A 427-nucleotide genomic window follows, 5' to 3' on the forward strand; every position below is an offset into this window, starting at 1 on the left:
TGCTCTTAGTAGCTTAACCATTTTGTTCCGGTTTCGGTCGCTCGCTTCCCTTGTTTTGCTTGCGCAAAGCCAAAAGTCACTCTCACCCGATACCATCACAAAAGCAATTCAACTACCTTTATACACTTGACTTGTTTACACAAGTTCAGCTAAAAAGGAATGTTCTAATTCGCGTTTGTTTCGTTTCGATATCTAGTTTTCAAAGAACAAGCCAAATAGATGAAATTGTTTGGTGGAGCCAAGCGGGATCGAACCGCTGACCTCCTGCTTGCAAGGCAGGCGCTCTCCCAGCTGAGCTATGGCCCCTCAAATTCCATCAAAACTGAACAAATGGATAAATAACTGTGTTGCTGTTGCAGGTTCTAAGAACCTGCATATTTGAATGTTTCCGTTGCAGGAAACGATTCTCCATAGAAAGGAGGTGATC

General features: G+C 43.3%; 1 tRNA gene. It reads right to left on the reverse strand.

Going from position 1 to position 427, the window contains the following annotated elements:
- Positions 1-230 precede the first annotated feature (230 nt).
- Positions 231-306 (reverse strand) — tRNA-Ala (locus tag C161_RS19840).
- Positions 307-427: the final 121 nt, after the last annotated feature.

Origin of the sequence: Paenibacillus sp. FSL R5-192 (assembly GCF_000517845.1) — a bacterium.
Lineage (GTDB): Bacteria > Bacillota > Bacilli > Paenibacillales > Paenibacillaceae > Paenibacillus > Paenibacillus amylolyticus.